18 protein-coding genes are annotated in these 18,080 nt (G+C 71.9%); 13 read left to right on the forward strand and 5 right to left on the reverse strand.

Going from position 1 to position 18,080, the window contains the following annotated elements; all coding sequences use genetic code 11:
* Positions 1–14: 14 nt before the first annotated feature.
* Complete coding sequence (locus OG285_RS03775) at positions 15–320, reverse strand: 4a-hydroxytetrahydrobiopterin dehydratase (protein WP_356830957.1); 306 nt, start codon at positions 318–320, stop codon at positions 15–17.
* Between the two features lie 49 nt (positions 321–369).
* Between OG285_RS03775 and OG285_RS03780 the strand changes: the two genes are divergently transcribed.
* Positions 370–1,176, forward strand: coding sequence for a helix-turn-helix domain-containing protein (locus OG285_RS03780; protein WP_371790155.1), 807 nt, complete (start codon positions 370–372; stop codon positions 1,174–1,176).
* A 53-nt stretch (positions 1,177–1,229) separates the two neighbouring features.
* Here the strand turns inward: OG285_RS03780 and OG285_RS03785 are convergent, their stop codons facing one another.
* Positions 1,230–1,454, reverse strand: a complete 225-nt coding sequence (locus OG285_RS03785; RefSeq protein ID WP_356830961.1) for a hypothetical protein — start codon at positions 1,452–1,454, stop codon at positions 1,230–1,232.
* A 251-nt stretch (positions 1,455–1,705) separates the two neighbouring features.
* On the opposite strand from OG285_RS03785, the gene OG285_RS03790 reads away from it, so the two are divergent.
* The 3 genes from OG285_RS03790 (at position 1,706) to OG285_RS03800 (ending at position 5,068) form a co-directional block, all read left to right on the forward strand.
* A complete protein-coding gene (locus OG285_RS03790; RefSeq protein WP_371793439.1) occupies positions 1,706–2,971 on the forward strand; it encodes a PP2C family protein-serine/threonine phosphatase in 1,266 nt (421 codons plus the stop codon).
* Positions 2,972–3,077: 106 nt separating this feature from the next.
* On the forward strand, positions 3,078–4,628 hold the full coding sequence (locus OG285_RS03795) for an ATP-binding protein (RefSeq protein WP_371793440.1): 1,551 nt from the start codon (positions 3,078–3,080) through the stop codon (positions 4,626–4,628).
* Positions 4,625–5,068, forward strand: coding sequence for a response regulator (locus OG285_RS03800; protein WP_356830963.1), 444 nt, complete (start codon positions 4,625–4,627; stop codon positions 5,066–5,068). The genes OG285_RS03795 and OG285_RS03800 overlap by 4 nt, the downstream gene beginning before the upstream one ends.
* A 19-nt stretch (positions 5,069–5,087) precedes the next feature.
* Here OG285_RS03800 and OG285_RS03805 read toward each other — a convergent pair whose 3' ends face one another.
* Positions 5,088–5,459 (reverse strand): hypothetical protein, encoded by a 372-nt coding sequence (locus OG285_RS03805; protein WP_356830965.1) that lies wholly within the window; start codon positions 5,457–5,459, stop codon positions 5,088–5,090.
* 65 nt (positions 5,460–5,524) lie between these two features.
* A complete protein-coding gene (locus tag OG285_RS03810; protein ID WP_371790156.1) occupies positions 5,525–6,928 on the reverse strand; it encodes an NADP-dependent succinic semialdehyde dehydrogenase in 1,404 nt (467 codons plus the stop codon).
* 129 nt (positions 6,929–7,057) lie between these two features.
* Between OG285_RS03810 and OG285_RS03815 the strand changes: the two genes are divergently transcribed.
* Both OG285_RS03815 and OG285_RS03820 read left to right on the forward strand, forming a co-directional pair.
* On the forward strand, positions 7,058–7,540 hold the full coding sequence (locus tag OG285_RS03815; protein ID WP_371790157.1) for a MarR family winged helix-turn-helix transcriptional regulator: 483 nt from the start codon (positions 7,058–7,060) through the stop codon (positions 7,538–7,540).
* 205 nt (positions 7,541–7,745) lie between these two features.
* Complete coding sequence (locus OG285_RS03820; RefSeq protein WP_371790158.1) at positions 7,746–9,803, forward strand: phosphocholine-specific phospholipase C; 2,058 nt, start codon at positions 7,746–7,748, stop codon at positions 9,801–9,803.
* A 106-nt stretch (positions 9,804–9,909) separates the two neighbouring features.
* Here the strand turns inward: OG285_RS03820 and OG285_RS03825 are convergent, their stop codons facing one another.
* Positions 9,910–11,991 (reverse strand): phage holin family protein, encoded by a 2,082-nt coding sequence (locus tag OG285_RS03825; RefSeq protein WP_371790159.1) that lies wholly within the window; start codon positions 11,989–11,991, stop codon positions 9,910–9,912.
* A gap of 380 nt (positions 11,992–12,371) precedes the next feature.
* Between OG285_RS03825 and OG285_RS03830 the strand changes: the two genes are divergently transcribed.
* From OG285_RS03830 to OG285_RS03860, 7 genes are all read left to right on the forward strand, one after another.
* On the forward strand, positions 12,372–13,142 hold the full coding sequence (locus OG285_RS03830) for an MBL fold metallo-hydrolase (RefSeq protein ID WP_356830973.1): 771 nt from the start codon (positions 12,372–12,374) through the stop codon (positions 13,140–13,142).
* Positions 13,139–13,771, forward strand: coding sequence for a DedA family protein (locus tag OG285_RS03835; RefSeq protein WP_371790160.1), 633 nt, complete (start codon positions 13,139–13,141; stop codon positions 13,769–13,771). The genes OG285_RS03830 and OG285_RS03835 overlap by 4 nt, the downstream gene beginning before the upstream one ends.
* A 181-nt stretch (positions 13,772–13,952) precedes the next feature.
* The gene (locus OG285_RS03840) at positions 13,953–14,921 is read left to right on the forward strand and encodes an alpha/beta hydrolase (protein ID WP_371790161.1); all 969 of its coding nucleotides are present in this window, start codon (positions 13,953–13,955) and stop codon (positions 14,919–14,921) included.
* On the forward strand, positions 14,914–16,089 hold the full coding sequence (locus tag OG285_RS03845) for an acyltransferase (protein ID WP_371790162.1): 1,176 nt from the start codon (positions 14,914–14,916) through the stop codon (positions 16,087–16,089). The genes OG285_RS03840 and OG285_RS03845 overlap by 8 nt, the downstream gene beginning before the upstream one ends.
* The gene (locus tag OG285_RS03850) at positions 16,076–16,492 is read left to right on the forward strand and encodes a hypothetical protein (protein ID WP_371790163.1); all 417 of its coding nucleotides are present in this window, start codon (positions 16,076–16,078) and stop codon (positions 16,490–16,492) included. The genes OG285_RS03845 and OG285_RS03850 overlap by 14 nt, the downstream gene beginning before the upstream one ends.
* A complete protein-coding gene (locus OG285_RS03855; protein ID WP_371790164.1) occupies positions 16,456–17,385 on the forward strand; it encodes a sensor histidine kinase in 930 nt (309 codons plus the stop codon). Before OG285_RS03850 ends, OG285_RS03855 begins: the two co-directional genes overlap by 37 nt.
* Entirely contained in the window at positions 17,382–18,050 is a 669-nt protein-coding gene (locus OG285_RS03860) for a response regulator transcription factor (protein ID WP_356830981.1), read from the forward strand. Before OG285_RS03855 ends, OG285_RS03860 begins: the two co-directional genes overlap by 4 nt.
* Positions 18,051–18,080 lie beyond the last annotated feature (30 nt).

Genomic DNA, 18,080 nt, shown 5'->3' on the forward strand with positions numbered 1-18,080 from the left:
CATCGGACACATCCTCAGCGGGCGCCGTGACCGGGAGCGGCCTCCTCGACCCGCCGGGCCAGTTCGAAGTCCTTGGCGGTGACCGCGCCGCCCGCGTCATGTGTGTGCACCCTCAGCGCCACCGAGTTGTATCCGAGGGTCAGATCGGAGTGGTGACCCAGCTCCTCCTGGATCTGCGCGATGTGGACCACCATCGCGGTGGCGGCGAAGTGTCCGGGCAGCCGGTAGGAACGGACGATGCGGTCGCCGTCCAGGGACCAGCCGGGCAGCTCGCGCAGCCGGTCCTCGGTCTCTTTCCGCGTCAGCGGTTCTGCGGGCATGTGCGGGGTTCCTTCCGGGAGACTGTCTGCGCGACGTTACGGTCTGGGGATGACAACTGTCGCTCCCGACACCGGAGTAGGGCCACTGCTGCGCGACTGGCGCAGACAGCGCCGGGTCAGTCAGCTGGAGCTGGCCCTGCGGGCCGACTCGTCGGCCCGCCACATCAGCTTCATCGAGACGGGCCGCGCCCGCCCCAGTGAGGAGATGGTGCTGCGCCTCGCCGAACACCTGGACGTGCCCGTCCGTGAGCGCAACGCCCTGCTTCTCTCGGCCGGCTACGCGCCGCGGTACGCGGAGACCATGCTCGACGACCCTTCGATGGGCGCGCTGCACGAGGGGATCAACCAGCTCCTGCTCGGATACGAGCCGTATCCGGCGCTGGTGGTCGACGGGCGGTACGACGTCGTCGCCGCCAACCGCGGCATCGCGATGCTGCTGGAAGGGGTCCCCGACCGGCTGCTCACGCCCCCGCTGAACGCGATGCGGCTGACGCTGCACCCCTCCGGGCTCGCACCCCGTATCCGCAATCTCCGGGAGTGGCGGGGGCATCTGCTGCACCAGATGGAGCGCCAGCTGGCACTGGCCCGCTCCGATTCGCTGCGTGAACTGTACGAGGAGGTCGCCGCCTATCCCGTTCCCGCTTCGGCGGACGGGCGGACGGGGCGGGTGCCCGGGTCCGTTCCGCACTTCGCACTGCCGCTGGAGATCGAACACGAAGGGCGGGTGCTGTCCTTCCTCTCGTCCATCTCCACCTTCAACACACCGATGGACGTGACGGTGGCCGAGCTGGCGATCGAGACGTTCCTCCCGGCCGATCCCGCGACGGTCGCGTATCTGCGGTCACTGGCGGCCTGACCGGCGGGGCCGGTCGGGCGACGGGGCGCGGGGCACCGGGAGAACGGAGATTCCTAGGGCACCTGCCGCAGATACAGGGCGCCGCAGGTGTGGCAGAAAGGCTGGCTCTCGGGGGTGCCCCAGACATCCGTCGACTGTTTGGGTGCGGCCGGGTCCAGTTCGCGTCCGCACAGGGCGGTCGCTTCGCCGAGGTGCGCGATGTGCCACCACTCCACCCTGGGGTGCTCGTCCGAGGGTGACGAACCCTCCTGGAGATGGGCCTGCATGACGTATTCCATTTTCGCCTCCTTTTGTCTCATTCTCCCACCTCGGTAAATGGATCGACGTGACGTACGAATCCCGTCCCCTCGTGTCGCACCGGCACTCCGACGGAATTCGGGCCCGGAATTCTCCCGGCGCATTCTCGGCGGACGCGGAATGTTGTCCGACCGGCCGTCGCCGGTCCCGGCCCCGGTCGCATATGCTCGCGGCGATACGGCGCCCCAGTACCCGCGCCGTCGGGCTGGGGTGGGGGTGGAGCGTGTCCGAGATACAGGTGCCCGCTTCGGCACGTCTTGCGGTACCTGCCGCGAGGAACCGGCAGCAGCTCCTGACGGTGACCGGTGAGTCCTTCCGCGACATCGAGGCGATCCTGCTGCTGGTCGAGGACGACGCGGGCGACGCTCTCCTCGTCGAGGAGATGCTGGCCGACAGCGATCTGGACTCTCCCGTCAGCTGGTGCAAGACGCTGGCCGCGGCCCAGCAGTTCCTGCGGACCTGCCGCACACCGGTGTGCGTACTGCTCGATCTGCATCTGCCGGACGTCCAGGGGCTCGACGCGGTCACCCGCATCGTCGGCGCGGCCCCCGATGTGGCGATCGTGGTGCTCACCGGACTCGCCGAGGGCGACGCCGGGCTGGCCGCCGTCGCCACCGGCGCACAGGACTACCTGGTCAAGGACCGGCTCGAACCGGAGTCTCGGAGCCGCGCCGTCCGTTACGCCCTCCAGCGCAAGCAGGTCGAGCAGTCGGCCGCCGCGCTCCAGGCCAACCGGCTGATGGCCGAGGAGAACGCCAGGCTGGAGCGGGGGCTGCTGCCCGTGCCGCTGCTGCGCGGGCGCGACTTCGAGGCCGTCGCGCGGTACACCCCGGGGCGGGCCCACGGACTGCTCAGCGGCGATTTCTACGACGTGGTGCAGACCGCCGACCAGACGGTGCACGCGGTGATAGGCGATGTCTCGGGCCACGGGGCGGCCGAGGCGGCTCTCGGCGTGTGTCTGCGGGTCGCCTGGCGGAGCGCCGTGCTGTGCGCGATGGAGCACCTGGAGCAGATCAGGCTGCTGGAGGAGATCCTCGTCGCCGAGCGCTCCGATCCGAGCATCTTCGCCACCGTGACCTCGCTGGTCTTCCCGCCCGGCGGCCGCACCGTACGCGTCACCCGGGCCGGGCACCCCGGATTCCTCGTCCGGCACGGCGCGGAGGTCGGCTGGACCGAACCGGGCGGCGGCATGGCCCTGGGGCTGGTGCCGGGCGCCGCCCGGTGGACCGAGACCGAGCTGCCGCTGCCCAGCGGCGGGCAGATCGTGCTGTTCACCGACGGATTGTTCGAGGGCCGCACCGGTCCGGAGTCCCGGCTCGGGGAAGCGGGGCTGCTGGATCTCGCCCGAAGACACGGGGCGTTGCCCGCCACCGGGTTCGTCGACGCGCTGGTGCGCGGCGCGACCGAAGGGGCAGCGCCGTACGGAGGGCTCGCGGACGACGTGGCCGTCCTGCACCTGGGATGGGGGCCGGCTCATCGTGAGCAGTCAGACCGTTAGCGGCGAGCACAGCGACATCGGGAACACCACGCCGGGCGGGGAGGGGCCGTCCGGTGACCGTCCGGCGGCGCCCCCGGCCCGGCCGGGCTTCCGGTCACGCCTCTCGGTGCAGAACTGGGTCCATCTGATCCTCGCCGGATTCGTGGTCGTGGTCTGCGGCTGCACCGCCGTCGGCGGTGTCTTCCTCGCCCGTACCAACGACCGGACCACCGCACTCGTCGACCGCATCCAGCCCGCCCGCTCCGCCTCCTTCCAGCTCCAGAAGGCGCTCCTCGACCAGGAGACGGGGGTCCGTGGCTACGCGCTCAGCGGCGACGAGTCCTTCCTGGAACCGTACGAGCAGGGCATCCGGGACGAGCGGCTGTACCGCGCCAGGGTCGGCACGTTCATCGGAACCGGGCGCCCCTACGCGCAGGACCTGGAACGGATCCGGCTGGCCGCGCTGAAATGGCGCGGCGAACAGGCCGGGCCGCTGATCGCCGCCGTACGGGCCGAGGGCCGCGGGACCGCGTCGGCCGGGCGCGTCGCGCGGAGCAAGTCCGCCTTCGACGGGCTGCGGGCCGACATGGCCGTCCAGCAGCGCCACATCGAGGCCGAAGCGGCGCGGGCTCGGTCCGGTCTTGACGCGTCCCGCCGTACCCAGAACCGGGTTCTGATCGCCCTGCTCGCGGCCTTCGCCCTGGTGGTGGTCACGCTCAGCGTGCTGTTGCACCGGATCGTGGGCCGTCCGCTGTACGCGCTGCGCACCTCGTCGGAGACCGTACGCGGCGGGGAGTTCCACCACCGGATCGAGGTCACGGGCCCCGCCGATGTGCGGGCCGTCGGAGCGGCCGTGGACGACATGCGGCGGCGGCTCGCCGACGAGCTGGCCGATTCCCTGGAGCGCGAGACGCTGCTCGCGGGGCAGACCGAGGAGCTGCGGCGGTCCAACTCGGAGCTGGAGCAGTTCGCCTATGTGGCCTCGCACGACCTCCAGGAACCGCTGCGCAAGGTCGCCTCGTTCTGCCAGCTGCTGGAGAAGCGGTACGGCGACGAGCTGGACGACCGGGGCAAGCAGTACATCGACTTCGCGGTCGACGGGGCCAAGCGGATGCAGGTCCTCATCAACGACCTGCTCACCTTCTCCCGGGTCGGCAGGGTCCTCGACGGCTGGAAGACCGTCGGCCTGGGCACCTCCCTGGACCGGGCGCTGGCCAATCTGGCGCTGGTGACCGAGGAGTCGGGGGCGACCGTCGTACGCCCGGACCCGCTGCCCGAGGTCACCGGTGACCCCACGTCGCTGGCCATGCTCTGGCAGAACCTGATCGGCAACGCGGTCAAGTTCCGCCGGGCCGGGCACCCTTCCGTCGTCACCGTCGGCTGCACCGCCGAGGGCGACAGCTGGCACGTGACCGTGTCGGACAACGGCATCGGGGTGGCCCCGGAGTTCGCCGAGAAGATCTTCGTGATCTTCCAGCGCTTGCACGCACGGGACGAGTACGAGGGAACCGGGATCGGGCTCGCGCTCTGCCGGAAGATCGTCGAGTTCCACGGCGGCCGGATCTGGCTGGACGAGTCGGTGGCGGAGGGCGCGTGCATCCACTTCACGCTCCCGGTCGCCCCCGACCCCGCCCTCGCGGCCGACCGCTCCACCACACCCCAGGGAGAGACCCCGTGAACACCCCTGTCGAGCCCATCGAGGTCCTGCTCGTGGAGGACGACCCCGGCGACGAGCTGATGACCCGTGAGGCGTTCGCGGACAACAAGATCGGCAACACGCTTCATGTGGTGCGGGACGGCGAGGAGGCGCTCGACTTCTTCTACCGGCGCGGCGCCCATGCCTCCGCGCCGCGCCCGGATCTGGTGCTGCTGGATCTGAACCTGCCCAAGTACGACGGCCGACAGGTGCTCGAACAGGTCAAGTCGGATCCGGAGCTCTGCGACATCCCCGTCGTGGTGCTGACGACGTCATCGGCCGAGGAGGACATCCTGCGCAGCTACCGGCTGCACGCCAACGCCTATGTCACCAAGCCGGTCGATCTGGAGCAGTTCATGTCCGCGGTGCGCCAGATCGACGACTTCTTCCTCACGGTGGTGCGGCTCCCGCACCGGATGTGATCCGGTGCGGGCCGGCGGGCTACTTGTTCTCCAGCTGGAGGTTCAGTTCCTTCTCCTGGTCACCGAGGGCCTCGCCCTGCTCCTCGACGGAGAACACGGTGCCCAGCGCGGTCCGCATCACGTCGACGGCGTGATAGCCGCCCTGCACGGTGGCCGTGACCGGTGCCGTGAGGCCGGCGGGGCGCAGCGGTCCCGGGTCCGCGTCCAGCACCTCGTAGGACGCCGTCCACACGGTCGGCCTGCCGGGAATCTCCGTCTGCGGGCTGTCCTCGGGTGCACGGTCGCTGGGGAAGGCCGAGCGCAGCGCGCCGAAGACAGCCGCCGCGTCCTCCTTCGAGTGGCCGGTGAGCGCCACCGTGACGAGCGTGTCCTGGTTGTCCGTGTCGGCCATCGTGCTCACTTTCCTTGTCGGATCGCGCTGGGTAACGGGGACGGGTGCGGGGGGGGGCGGTCAGGTCACTCACCGGGATCGGCGCCGTGCCAGACCGTGGTGATGTTGCAGAACTCGCGGATCCCGTGGGCGGCGAGTTCGCGCCCGTACCCGGAGCGCTTGACCCCGCCGAACGGCAGGGCCGGGTGGGAGGCGGTCATGCCGTTGAAGAAAACACCCCCCGCTTCGAGATCCCGTACGAACAGATCCACTTCCCCGTCGTCCCGGGTCCAGACATTGGAACTCAGACCGAACGGAGTGTCATTGGCCACCCTCACCGCCTCGTCGGCGCTCGTCACCCGGTAGACGGTGGCCACCGGGCCGAACGCCTCCTCGTGGTGGATGCGCATATCGGTGGTGATGCCCATCAGGACGGTGGGCGAGAAGAACCAGCCGCGGTCGTCCCCCTCCGGCCGCCCGCCGCCGCAGAGCGCGGTCGCTCCCCTGCGTACGGCATCGTCGACCAGCTCCTCCAGATCGGTGCGGCCCTGCTCGGTGGCGAGCGGCCCGACGTCGGTCGACTCGTCCAGCGGGTCGCCGACCGTCAGTGCGGCCATCCGGGTGGTGAACTCCTCCGTGAACGCGTCATAGACATCCGTATGGACGATGAAGCGCTTGGCCGCGATGCACGACTGCCCGTTGTTCTGCACCCGGGCCGTCACCGCGATCCGCGCGGCCCGCCCGACGTCGGCCGACGGCATCACGATGTACGGATCGCTGCCGCCCAGCTCCAGGACGGTCTTCTTGACCTCGTCGCCCGCGACGGCCGCGACCGAGCGGCCTGCGGGTTCGCTGCCGGTGAGGGTCGCCGCGGCCACCCGGGGGTCGCGCAGGATCGCCTCGACCGCGCCGGAGCCGATCAGCAGGGTCTGGAAGCAGCCCTGCGGGTATCCGGCCCGCTCGAAGAGTTCGCCCAGGTAGAGGGCGGTCTGCGGCACGTTCGACGCGTGCTTGAGCAGGCCCGTGTTTCCGGCCATCAGCGCGGGCGCGGCGAACCGTACGACCTGCCAGAGCGGGAAGTTCCACGGCATGACGGCCAGCACGACGCCCAGCGGGCGGTAGCGGGTGTACGCACGGCCGGCGCCGGAGTCCTCCGCGTCGGCCCGGGACGGGTGTTCGTCGGCCAGCAGCTCGGCCGCGTGCTTGGCGTACCAGCGCATCGCCTTGGCGCACTTGGCGGCCTCGGCCCGGGCGGCGGCGACCGGCTTGCCCATCTCGGTGGTCATCGTGCGCGCGATGTCCGCCTGCTCGCTCTCCAGCAGGTCGGCGGCGCGGTTCAGCAGCCGCGCCCGCTCGGCGAATTCCGTGGTGCGGTAGGAGCGGAAGGCGGCGTGCGCCGCCGCCAGACGGCGCTCGATCTCCTCGGCGCCCAGCGCCTCGAAGGTCTGGAGCGTTTCACCGGTGGCAGGGTTCACCGTGGCGATGGGCATGGGTGGGTCCTCCTCGTACTCGCCCTCCGACCTTCGCCCGCCCGGTGCGCCGCCGCAACGCGGGCGGCGGGGCGGGGCACACCTGCCGGAATCGTTCGCGATGCGAACCGTCCGCCCTATGCTGACCCGATGGCGATGATCAGGAGTGAGGAGCCGATGGGGATCGCGGCCGCGCTGGTGCGGACGTCGTTCCTGGTCCAGGCCGTGTACACGGAAGCCAGCCGGGAGTACGGACTGCCCGTGCAGCAGGCCCAGTTGATCTGCGTACTGATGGCTCAGCCGCGCGGCATGGGGGAATTGAGCACCATGCTGGGCCTGGAGAAGTCCAGCCTGACCGGTCTCGTGGACCGGGCGGAGCGGCGCGGGCTGGTGCACCGGGAGCCGGATCCGCTGGACAGACGCGCGGTGCGGGTCGCCCTGTCCGACGAGGGCGCCAGGGTGTCCGGCGACTTCTGCGCCGACGCGAGCGTGCGGATGGAGGCGCTGGCCGACGGAGCGGGTCCGGCGGAGCGCGACCGGCTGGCGGCGTTACTGGGGCAGCTGGTGCGGGGCAACGAGGTGCCGGTGGTCTTCACGGAGCCGAAGCGGGCCGGGGCGGCGCCCTCGGCGTGAAGGCGGGCCGCGTGGTGCGCGAAGGCGGGCCAAGGGAACGAGTTGTATGAACAAGTTCTGCGAAAGCTGACCGGAATCGGCTGAGTTGTTCGCTTCATATGCCGTGTTCCGCCACTTGCCTGCCACCAGCTCTTCCCTTTCACCCCCTCGTCTGGGAAGACTCGGCTGGATCAATCCCCTCACACCACGAGAGGTCCCCCTCCACATGCCTCAGTTCAATCGGCGCCGCTTCCTCCAGATCGCGGGCGCGACCGCGGGCTTCTCGGCCCTCTCGAACAGCATCGACCGTGCCGCCGCCATCCCCGCGAAGCGCCGCTCGGGAACGATCAAGGACATCGAGCACATCGTCGTCCTGATGCAGGAGAATCGTTCATTCGACCACTACTTCGGTTCCATGAAGGGTGTTCGCGGCTTCGGCGACCCCCGCCCGGTGACACCCGTCGGGGGCAAGCCGGTCTGGTACCAGTCGGACGGCACCAAGGACGTCCTGCCCTACCACCCGGACGCCGAGGATCTCGGCATGAAGTTCATCGCCGGCCTCGACCACGACTGGGCGGGCGGCCACAAGGCCTGGAACCAGGGCAAGTACGACCAGTGGATTCCCGCCAAGTCCGCGGGCACGATGGCCCATCTGACCCGCAAGGACATCCCGTTCCACTACGCGCTGGCCGACGCGTTCACGGTGTGCGACGCCTACCACTCGTCGTTCATGGGGGCCACCGACCCCAACCGCTACTACCTGTGGTCCGGTCACGTCGGCAATGACGGCAAGGGCGGCGGCCCGGTACTCGGCAACGCCGAGGCCGGGTACGACTGGACGACGTACCCGGAGCGCCTGGAGAAGTCCGGGGTCTCCTGGAAGATCTACCAGGACATCGGTGACGGCCTGGACAAGGACGGCTCCTGGGGCTGGATCGACGACGCCTACCGCGGCAACTACGGCGACAACTCGCTGCTGTACTTCAACACGTACCGCAACGCCAAGGCCGGCGACCCGCTGTACGAGAAGGCGCGCACCGGCACGAACGCCAAGAACGGCGACGGCTTCTTCGACATCCTCCGGGCCGACGTGAAGGCGGACAAGCTGCCCCAGGTCTCCTGGGTCGCCGCCCCCGAGGCCTTCTCCGAGCACCCCAACTGGCCCGCGAACTACGGTGCCTGGTACGTCTCCCAGGTGCTGGACGCGCTGACGTCGAACCCGGAGGTGTGGAGCAAGACGGCGCTCTTCGTCACCTACGACGAGAACGACGGCTACTTCGACCACGCCCTCCCGCCGTTCCCGCCGGCCTCCGCCGACCGGGGCGCCTCCACGGTGGACACCTCGCTCGACTACTTCCCCGGCGACGCGAGTTACGGTGCGGGACCCTACGGCCTCGGCCAGCGCGTCCCGATGACCGTCGTCTCCCCCTGGAGCACCGGGGGCTACGTCTGCTCCGAGGTCTTCGACCACACCTCGGTCATCCGCTTCATGGAGGCCCGCTTCGGTGTGGCGGAGCCGAACATCTCGCCCTGGCGGCGGGCCATCTGCGGTGACCTGACGTCGGCCTTCGACTTCGGTCTGCAGAACACCAGGCCCGCCACGCTGCCCGACACCGCCGGCTTCCGGCCGCCGGACAACGACCGGCACGACAGTTACGTACCGAAGGCGCCCGCGGACCCGGCGCTGCCCAAGCAGGAGGCCGGGTCGCGGCCGTCCCGTCCGCTGCCCTACGCCCCGCTGGTGGACGGGCAGGCGGCGCCGGCCGACGGGAAGTTCACGCTCACCTTCAGCGGGGGCGCGGACGCCGGAGCCTGCTTCACGGTGACGTCGGCCAACCGCGGCGACGGGCCGTGGACGTACACCGCCGAGGCGGGCAAGAAGCTCTCGGACACCTGGAACACCTCCTACTCCAAGGGTTCCTACGATCTCTCGGTGTTCGGCCCGAACGGTTTCCTCCGTACGTTCAAGGGCCCCGGCTCCACCGCGGGCCCCGAGGTGACCGCGCGCCACCGGGCCGGCGACGGCTCGGTCGAGCTGACGATGACCAACGCGGGCGGCGCCGACTGCCACCTCACCGTCAGCAACGCGTACGGCGGGAAGAGCGAGACCTTCACGGTCCGCAAGGGGAAGACCGTGGTCCACACGGTGGACCTGCGCTCCACCCGGCAGTGGTACGACCTGACCGTGGTCTCGGACCTGGACGGCGGTTATCTGCGCCGGCTGGCCGGACATGTCGAGACCGGCAGGCCCGGGGTGAGCGACCCGGCGATCATCACCGGCTGACCGCTGTTGGTGCCGGGCCCCGCGAGCCGGGGCCCGGCACCGGAACGGACGCTGTCAGCACCGACAGCAGCCGGAGCGTGGCGGGACCCGGACCGGGCCGTGCTGTTCAGTCCGTGCCGTCGGGTGCGGCGCCGCCCGCCACCGGGACCGCCGTGCCGAGCGGGACCTGGGGGCCCGCGCTCTCGGACAGCCAGCGCCGCAGAACGCGGTGCACCTGTTCGGCGCCGATCAATTCCTGCCCCTCGTCCACCGGTGCCGACAGATCGAGCGGCGCCAGCAGGAAGGGCGCCGACTGTTCGCCGCCGAGGCCGCCGTGCGAGCCGATCTGCCCCTCGAAGGCGTGCACGGTGCCGGTCTCCGGGTCGTACATCGAATTGACCATGACATCGGCGACATGCGGGAACGCGTCCGTCCTCCGTACAGCGTCGGCCGCACCGGGCCCGAAGCCCGCGAGCGGGCCCTCGCCGTCGGCCAGCCGGGCGACCGGCACCTCGGCTCCGTCCGGACCCAGCACCACCGAACCGTGCTCCTCGCTCGCCAGGAGCAGGAACCCGATCCCCGGATGGTTGGCCAGGGTGGGCAGCAGCGCCGGGTTGCGGCGGTCCAGCTGCTCGCGCGTCATCCGGCCGGGCACGTCGGGGAAGGAGATGAGCCCGAGGTTCCCGGAGGCCAGCACGACCGGGTCGGAGCCGGGGTCCGGCGGGGTCTCGTCGCCGGCCGGCACCGGCCGGTGCAGCACCACACGGACCGCGGCCCGTGCCTCCGAGCCGCTCCTCGTCCGCTGGGCCCGGCGCGGGACCGGCAGCCCGCAGCCCGCCCGCACCAGGTCCTTGAGCGTCAGTCCGTACGCGCCCTCGAAGGTCTGCCCGGGGCTCTGCCCGTGGTCCGAGAGCAGCACGATGCGGTACGGGCGCGGTGCGTGGTCCTCGGCCTTCGCGATCAGCGCCAGCGAACGGTCGAGCCGCGCCAGCACCTTGGCCGCGTCCCTGCTGTGCGGCCCGCTGTGGTGCGCCACCTCGTCGTACGCCACCAGGTCGGCATAGACCGCGGTCCGGCCGGCGAACATGTCGCCTATCACCGCGGACACCACCACGTCGCGCTCCACCACGGTCGCGAAGGCCCTGATGAACGGGTAGAGGCCACCGCGCTTGATCCGCGGCTCCTCCTGCCGGGCGCGGGCCCGCGTCGACTCACCGATCTCGCGGCCGACCTCCGCGAAGAACGAGATCGCGGTACGGACCGCGTTGGCCGGGTCGGAGAAGTACGCGAAGTAGCCGGCCCGGGAGCGGTGGTCGCGGTCCCGCCGTGCGGCGACCGAGAGCACCAGGGCCAGTTCGTCGGCGCCGCCGCTGAAGAGGTTGCCGCGGCTCGCGCCGTCCATGCCGAGCAGCCCGCCGTCGCCGGTGCGCGCGACCGCCCGGCGCTGGAGCTCGGCGGCGCTGGCCGGCCGGTTGCAGACCATCACGTCGCCGGTCTCCTTCTCGTACCAGCGGAAGGCGGGGATGTCGTGGTTGGAGCCGTGCAGGATGCCCAGCTGACTGGCGCCGGTCTGGCTGGACCAGTCGGTGCGCCAGGCGTCGAGCCGGTGGGTGGAGCCGATCCACCCGGCGACGGTGGGCATCAGCCCGTCGTGGACCGCCCGCAGCAGCGCCGCGTGGCCCACCCCGTCGAGCTGGAGGAAGACCGTCCCGTGCGGACCGCCCCGCCCCGTGTCCTCGCCGCGTCTGCGCCGTCTGCGGGAGGCGAGCCGCGAGAGCCTGCGGCGGTACGCCTCGTCGTCGCGCACCGTGAGCGCGGTGGAGGTGGCGGAGGCGACGGCGGACATCACGGCGGCGACCACGACAGCCGTCTCGGGGTTGGACGTGCCGCGACCGTTCGGTATCAGGTCCAGGGCGACCAGCAGGAGCGAGCCGTTGAGGAAGAAGACCAGCAGGCCCAGGACAAGGGCGGGGACCAGCAGCAGCGCGCGCACCACCAGGGGCCAGACCAGCGCGCTGAGCAGGCCGAACGCGGCTGCGCCCCACCCGGCGGTGATCGCGACCGTGGTGGCGCTGTCGCCGTTGTCGGACTCCAGCTGGAAGTCCGGCAGGAGCCCGGCGAGCGCGAGCATGGTCAGGGTGGACACGGCCCACACCACGATCACCCGGAACAGAGCGCTGCCCGCCCTGCGCCATCGCCCTGCGGCCACGCCTCTTCCACCTCACGTCCTGAGGGACCCCGGGTGGGCCCGGCGGCCAGCTTTTCACAGGACCGGACAGCACCCGGGCCACGGCCGCCGGGCGGCAGCAGCTCCGCCGGGTCCCTCGTGACACGGGTCACGGCGGGGACGAGTACCCGCAGGAGTGGCAGATCTTCCAGCCGTCCTGCGTGACGGCGAGGACACCTCCGCAGCGCGGACACTGCTCCGAGTACAGGGTCACGGAGCCTCCTCCCGTTTCGCCTGATCGCTACCCCGCCGTGGACCGGGACAGACGTGACACGCTGTCCGGGCAGCGGGCCGCATAGAGTCGCGTGGAGTCCGGCGCGACGAGACGCGGCCAGAAGCGACCAGACGTGAGGAGGCGGCAGGTGCCGGTCGATGTGACCTGGTGGGGACATGCCACGTGTACGGTCGAGGACTCCGGGGTCCGGGTGCTGACCGACCCGCTGTTCACCCGCAGACTGGCCCACCTCAGGCGCCGCCGCGGCGCGGTGCCGCCGCCCCGCGCGGCAGCCGCCCGGGCCGTCCTCGTCTCGCATCTGCACGCCGACCATCTGCATCTGCCGTCGCTGGCCCGCCTCGCGCCGGGCACCACGCTGATCGTGCCGCGCGGCGCGGTCCGCGCCGTGCCGGGGCTGCGGCGGCTCGGCCTGGCCATCACCGAGGTCCGGGCGGGCGACGAGGTACGGGTCGCGGATCTGGTCGTCCGCGTGGTGCCCGCACGCCACGACGGCCGCCGGATGCCCTTCGGCCCGCAGCGCGCGCCCGCGCTCGGCTTCGTGGTCAGCGGTGAGGCGCGGACCTACTTCGCCGGGGACACCGGCCTGTTCGACGCCATGGCCGAGTCCGTGGGCGAGATCGATGTGGCGCTGCTCCCGGTCGGCGGCTGGGGCCCCTTCCTCGGGCAGGAGCATCTGGACGCCCGGCGGGCCGCCGAGGCGCTGACCGTCCTGCGGCCACGCTCCGCCGTCCCCGTGCACTACGGCACGTTCTGGCCGGTCGGGATGGACGGTGTGCGCCCGCACGAATTCCACACGCCGGGCGACGAGTTCGTACGGCAGGCGGCGCTGCTGGCGCCCGAGGTCTCGGTGTACCGGCTCGCACACGGTGAACTGGTGCGGCCGGAGGTGGCCGGGTGATACATGAACTGGTGAGCCAGGTGCCCCCGGAGTCGACCCAGCAGGCCGTCGGGTATCCGTCGCTCTTCCTGCTGGTGACCCTGGGATCCCTGGTGCCGGTGGTGCCCACGGGCGCGCTGGTGAGTTCAGCGGCCGTGGTCGCCTTCCACCAGACCGATCCGCTGGCGCTGCTCTTCGTGTTCGCCGTGGCCTCCTGCGCCGCTTTCCTCGGAGACATCGCGCTGTACTGGCTCGGGCGGCGCGGCGTGCGCTCCAGGAAGGGCTCACGCTGGCTGGAGGCGCTGCGCAGGCGGGCGCCGCAGGCGCGGCTGGCCAACGCGCAGGAGCAGCTCGACCAGCACAGCAAGTCGGTGCTCGTGCTCTCCCGGCTGGTCCCGGCCGGGAGGATTCCGGTGATGCTGGCCTGTCTGCTCGGTGAGATGCCGCTGCGCAGGTTCGCCCGCGGCGACATCCCGGCCTGTCTCGCCTGGGCCGCCGCGTACCAGCTCATCGGCATACTCGGCGGGTCGCTCTTCGACGAGCCCTGGAAGGGCGTGGTCGTCGCGGTCGCACTCACCCTGCTGGTGAGCGGGGCGCCCGCCGCGTGGCGCAGGCTCAGGACGCGCAGCGGATCGCCCGCGCCCCGCTGAGCCCTTCCCCGGCCCGCCAACTGCCCTTCCGCCGGACCCTGTTCGCACTACCCCTCTCCTACCCGTAGTACTTGGGAGTGACGCGCGAGGTTCGCTCCCCGGCGGGACGCCCAACACCCGGTGTGATCCATAACTTCGGTACCGGAAGTACGCAGAGCCATCCGGTACGGAAGGACCACCCATGGCGTCCCGCCCGCACAGCAGCCGACTGCGCCGCGCCCTGCTCACCGCACTCGTCACCGCTTCGGTGGCCGTGCCGGTGTCGGGTGCGGCCCGCCCGGCGGCCGTCCCCGCACCCGCGCCGACGGCCCTCGCCCCGCTGCGGACCGTGGCCCCGGCGGCCCTGGCCGTGCGGTATGCCACGACGCGCTCCGACATCAGGGCGGCGGGACGGGAGGCCCTGGCCAACGGCGACCCCGGGCGGTCCCGTTCGCTGCGCGCCATGGCCCGGCCGGGGCGCAGCTTCCTCTCCTTCGACGGGCGCGCCGGCGGCCACACCGCCGAGGTCTTCGGCGATCTGTCGCGGGCCCGGCGGATCGCCGTACTGGTCCCGGGGTCGGACACCGGCCTCGACGAGTACGGACGTCTGCTGGCCGGTGCGACGGCGCTCCGGCGGCAGTTGGGCGACGGGGCCGCCGTCGTGGCCTGGCTCGGGTACGCGGCACCCGCCACGGTGAGCACCGATGTGCTGACCACCGGCCGCGCGGACGACGCGGCCCCCGTACTGCGCCACTTCGTAAGGGAGTTGGGCCGGGCCGCGCCGGCCGCCCGGATCTCGCTGCTCTGCCACTCCTACGGTTCGGTGGTCTGCGGGCGGGCCGCCGCCGGTCTGGATGTCGCCGGCATCGTGCTGTACGGCAGCCCCGGCGCGGGGCGCGGGAGCGCCGCCGCCCTGCGCACCCGGGCCACCGTCTGGGCCGCCCGGGGCCGCCACGACTGGATCGCCGACGTGCCCCACGTACGGATCCCGCTGCCGTTCGTCACCGTCGGTCTCGGCGCCGATCCGGTCGCGGCCGGCTTCGGCGCCCGGGTCTTCGACGCGGGCGACGGCGGCCACAGCGACTATCTGAAGCCCGGTTCACTGTCGCTGGCGAACCTCGCCCGGATCGTCTCCGGACAGGTCCCTTCCGGGGAGGTCCGCCATGCGTGACCTCGTCCGGCGGATCGAGTCCGCGACCCCGCCCGGCCGCGACCGGGCCGTCGACGCGCTGCGTGCCCTCGCGATCCTCGGTGTGGTGCTCGGCCACTGGCTGGTGACCGCACTGGTCACCGACAGCGGCACGGTGCACGGCGCGAGCCCGCTTCAGCACATGCCCCGGCTCGCGCCGGCCTCGTGGCTGTTGCAGACCCTGGCGGTCTTCTTCCTGGTGGGCGGTCAGGTGGGCGCGGCGGGTTACGCGGCGGCCCGTGGCCGGGGTGTCACGTACCGGCAGTGGCTCGGGGCCAGGCTGGTGCGGCTGAGCCGGCCGGTGACCGCCCTGCTGATGGTGTGGGCCGTGGCGGCTGCGGTGATGCTCGTGGCGGGCGTCGGGACGGCGACCGTGTACACGCTGCTCAAGCTGGTGCTGTCCCCGCTCTGGTTCCTGCTGGTCTTCGCGGGACTCACCGCGGCGACCCCGCTGGTCACCGGAGTGCACCCGCTGTGGCCGATCGCCGTCGTGCTGCATGTCGACCTGATCCGCTTCGGTCTGGGCGGGCCGTCCTGGCTCGGCTGGATCAATGTGGCGGCGGGCTGGCTCGTTCCGTACTGCCTGGGCGCGGCCTGGGCGCGCGGCGGACTCAGGGACCGCCGGACGGCCTGGACTCTGCTGCTGGGCGGCGCCGCGGCCACCGCGGGGCTCGTCCTGTGGGCCGGTTACCCGGCGTCCATGGTCGGAGTGCCGGGCTCCCGGACATCCAACATCGATCCGCCCACCCTCGCTGCCGTCACCTTCGGTCTCGCCCAGTGCGGAGCCGCTCTGCTGCTGCTCGGCCCGCTGCGCCGGATACCGGCACGCCCTGCCGCCCGGGCCGCCGTCGCACTGGTCAATCTCTCCGCGATGACCGCCTTCCTCTGGCACCAGACTGCGATGATGGCCGTCACCGCCGTCGGTATGCTCACCGGCCGGGCGCTGCCTGGCCTGCACACCGTCCCGGACGGCTGGGGCTGGGTGCTCGCCCGGCTGGCCTGGCTGCCGGTGTTCGCCGCGGCGCTGCTGGTGTGCTGGGCGGCGTTCCACACGTACGAGCAGGGGCGGCGCGGACGACGCGGACACAGCACAGTCGTACGGACCGGGGTGCTCGCCCCGCAGGGGGAGACACATCATGACCATGCCTGAGGTGGCACGGGGAGAGCGGTGGCAGGAGCGGGGGCGGGCCGCTGTGCGCCGGGCGCCGCGCACCCTGCTGCACGATCTGCTGGAGCCCGCCGACACCCGGCCGGCCATGGGGCAGCCCGGATACTCTTCCTGGCGGCCGGTGTTCGTGGTCCTGGTGGTCCTCTGCGCGGCTCTGCTCGCCCCGATGCAGGCGAACAGTCTCGCGCCGGCCGGCGGCGGCAGCATCCCCGTCCTCACGGTGCTGCTCGGTATCGCCGAGGGCGGCGCGCTCGTCGCCGGGTTGTTCCGCCCCGTGGCTGCCTGTGGGCATCGACGGTCCTGCTGGCGGCCACCGCGGTCTGCACCGGGCAGGAGATCGGCCCCGACGTGCCCTACCCGCGGACCGTCCCCGGGATGTTCCTGACCGGCGGGACGCTGTTCCTGCTGGCGTTGCGGGTCCGGCCCCGGCGGGCGGGCGGGGCGCTGGCGGTGACCCTGCTCACCGGCGTGGCCTGCACCGTTTTCACCGCCCGACCGCACACCTACGATCTCGACCGCGCGGCCCCCGCCCTGATCGCCGTCGTGGTCGTCGCCTCTTCGCTGCGCGGCCTGCGGAAGGCCCGCAGGGAGACCGACGCCCAGGCGGAACTGACGGCCGAGGAGCGGGCGTTGCGCACACTCCTGGAGGAACGCAACCGGATCGCCCGCGAACTCCACGACGTCGTGGCGCACCACATGTCGGTCATCTCCATCCAGGCCCAGGTCGCCCCGCATCTGGTCGACGATCCGTCGGACGAGCTGCGGGAGAACCTCGCGGGCATCCGCGAGAACGCGGTCACCGCGCTCACCGAACTGCGGCGGGTCCTGGGGGTGCTGCGCCAGGACGACGCGTCGGCCGACGGCCTCCGGCACGCGCCGCAGCCCACCCTGGACCAACTGGACGCCCTGCTGGGCCGGGTGCGTACGGCAGGACTGACCGTCACGGCCGGGACCACCGGACGGTCCCGGCCGCTGCCGCCCGGCGTCGGGCTGACGGCGTTCCGTATCGTGCAGGAAGCGCTCAGCAATGTGCTGCGCCATGCGCCCGGAGCGGAGGTACAGGTGGAGATCGCGTACCGGTCGTCCGCTGTCGGCGTACGGGTCACCAACACCGCACCGGCCGGACCGCCCGCACCCGCGACCGCATCCGGCGCCGGCCACGGGCTGCTGGGCATGCGGGAGCGCGCCGTCATGCTGGGCGGCGACCTCGCCGACGGTCCGACCCCCGGCGGCGGGTACGAGGTGGCGGCGATACTTCCCCTGGAGGGGCCCTCATGACCATCCGGGTGCTGATCGTGGACGACCAGATGATGGTCCGGCAGGGCTTCACGGTCCTGCTCAACGCGGAGCCGGACATCGAGGTCGTCGGCCAGGCCGTCGACGGGCTCGACGCCGTCGCCCGGGTCGCCGAACTCGCCCCGGATGTCGTCCTGATGGACATCCGGATGCCCGGACTCGGCGGCATCGAGGCCACCCGGCGGATCACCGGGCCGGCCGGCGCGGCCGTGCGGGTCCTGGTGCTGACGACCTTCGATCTCGACGAGTACGTGTACGAGGCGCTCCGCGCGGGCGCTGCGGGCTTCCTCCTGAAGGACGCGTCGGCGGACGAACTCGCCCGTGCCGTAAGGGTGGTGGCGGCCGGTGACGCGCTGCTCGCGCCGAACATCACCAAACGCCTCATCGCCGAGTTCTCCCGGGTGACCAACTCCCCCCGTACCGCGCCGAAGGGCCGGGCCGGCGACCTGACCGAGCGCGAGACCGAGGTTCTCTCCCTCATCGCCCAGGGGCTGTCCAACGCGGAGATCGCCGGACAGCTGGTGGTGGCGGAGCAGACCGTGAAGACCCACGTGAGCCGGATCCTGGTCAAGCTGGGCCTGCGCGACCGGACCCAGGCCGCGGTCTTCGCCTACGAGACGGGTCTGGTCCGCCCGGCCGGATACTGAAGGGCCGCACGGCCGGGACGCACCTGACCG

Origin of the sequence: Streptomyces sp. NBC_01471 (genome assembly GCF_041438865.1) — a bacterium.
In the GTDB taxonomy this organism is placed as follows: domain Bacteria; phylum Actinomycetota; class Actinomycetes; order Streptomycetales; family Streptomycetaceae; genus Streptomyces.

What these genes read in the sequence shown, in the direction of transcription:
- OG285_RS03775 (WP_356830957.1), bottom strand. Translation starts at nt 320, where the DNA reads ATGCCCGCAGAACCGCTGACGCGGAAAGAGACCGAGGACCGGCTGCGC.
- OG285_RS03780 (WP_371790155.1), top strand. Translation starts at nt 370, where the DNA reads ATGACAACTGTCGCTCCCGACACCGGAGTAGGGCCACTGCTGCGCGAC.
- OG285_RS03785 (WP_356830961.1), bottom strand. Translation starts at nt 1,454, where the DNA reads ATGGAATACGTCATGCAGGCCCATCTCCAGGAGGGTTCGTCACCCTCG.
- OG285_RS03805 (WP_356830965.1), bottom strand. Translation starts at nt 5,459, where the DNA reads ATGGCCGACACGGACAACCAGGACACGCTCGTCACGGTGGCGCTCACC.
- OG285_RS03810 (WP_371790156.1), bottom strand. Translation starts at nt 6,928, where the DNA reads ATGCCCATCGCCACGGTGAACCCTGCCACCGGTGAAACGCTCCAGACC.
- OG285_RS03815 (WP_371790157.1), top strand. Translation starts at nt 7,058, where the DNA reads ATGGCGATGATCAGGAGTGAGGAGCCGATGGGGATCGCGGCCGCGCTG.
- OG285_RS03820 (WP_371790158.1), top strand. Translation starts at nt 7,746, where the DNA reads ATGCCTCAGTTCAATCGGCGCCGCTTCCTCCAGATCGCGGGCGCGACC.
- OG285_RS03840 (WP_371790161.1), top strand. Translation starts at nt 13,953, where the DNA reads ATGGCGTCCCGCCCGCACAGCAGCCGACTGCGCCGCGCCCTGCTCACC.
- OG285_RS03845 (WP_371790162.1), top strand. Translation starts at nt 14,914, where the DNA reads ATGCGTGACCTCGTCCGGCGGATCGAGTCCGCGACCCCGCCCGGCCGC.
- OG285_RS03850 (WP_371790163.1), top strand. Translation starts at nt 16,076, where the DNA reads ATGACCATGCCTGAGGTGGCACGGGGAGAGCGGTGGCAGGAGCGGGGG.
- OG285_RS03860 (WP_356830981.1), top strand. Translation starts at nt 17,382, where the DNA reads ATGACCATCCGGGTGCTGATCGTGGACGACCAGATGATGGTCCGGCAG.